The following is a 1,003-nucleotide window of genomic DNA, read 5'->3' on the forward strand; positions in this document are numbered from 1 at the left end:
ATAAGTACAGAAACATCACATTGTTAGATTGATCTTGTTTTTTACAATTATTTACTAAAATGTTTTGTTGTCATTGATTTGAAAACTAAAAAACTGACTCATCAAGACATCGGACAAATGGATATGTATGTAAGGATGTTCGATAATTTGAAACGCGGCGAAGATGATAACCCTACTATCGGAGTTATTTTATGCGCAGAAAAAGATGAAACGATAGCAAAGTATTCAGTATTATCAGAGAATGACCAATTATTTGCGTCTAAGTACAAATTAATTCTTCCTACAGAAGAAGAATTAACCGCAGAACTTGATAGGAATGTGCGTTATCTGCGCGAAACGCATGGTGATTTAGAGGTAATTTAAGCTTATCAATTTGCTCATGATCATAACAGGAATAACGCTTTGAATAAATCGCAAAGGGTCTCACGAAGAACACGAAGGTACAAAGAACACAAAGAGGGAATAGGGGTTTTGTCCTAAAGCTATGCGTAGGCTTTACGTAAAGCCTTTCCAGTGGCTATATAGCTGTTGATAAAAGATGTATGCCTAAAAATTCGTGAGCCTAATAAGTCTCAATATCAAAGATTTTTATGCTGTAATTTCCCGGTTTAAAATCACTAAACCCATCACCCATACCAAATACTAAAGACTCTATATTGTTTTTATCAAATTTTCTTCTTATTCCCCAGCCTGGTTGTATCAGTTTAGAATAAGGGATATCAATTTGGACAATTTTATTTTTTTTGGTCTTTATTGTCGCAACATATAAAGCGTATTCCGTATTTGTTGCTTTATATGTAAGCTGGAAATACCAACTTTTCCCATCGCCTATCACCTTAAAGCGTATTCCTGAAGCATTTTTGAGTTTTTCTATAATGGCTATATCGATGGTATAAAGAGTTGACGTCCAAGTATTTGTTACAAATTTTCCATAAATATTCATAACATCCCTTTCTATGCCTTCTATGTCTTCTTTCTTTCCTGTATATTGTATAGCTGATCC

General features: G+C 33.8%; 2 protein-coding genes. One reads left to right on the forward strand and one right to left on the reverse strand.

The window, feature by feature from the left end:
• The first annotated feature begins 27 nt into the window (after positions 1-27).
• Entirely contained in the window at positions 28-363 is a 336-nt protein-coding gene (locus ACYVRH_RS13300; protein WP_461257377.1) for a PDDEXK nuclease domain-containing protein, read from the forward strand.
• Positions 364-562: 199 nt separating this feature from the next.
• Here ACYVRH_RS13300 and ACYVRH_RS13305 read toward each other — a convergent pair.
• A partial coding sequence (locus tag ACYVRH_RS13305) for a CIA30 family protein (RefSeq protein WP_461257376.1) occupies positions 563-1,003 on the reverse strand: 441 nt, incomplete at its 5' end.

This window comes from Treponema sp. R80B11-R83G3, from assembly GCF_054786115.1.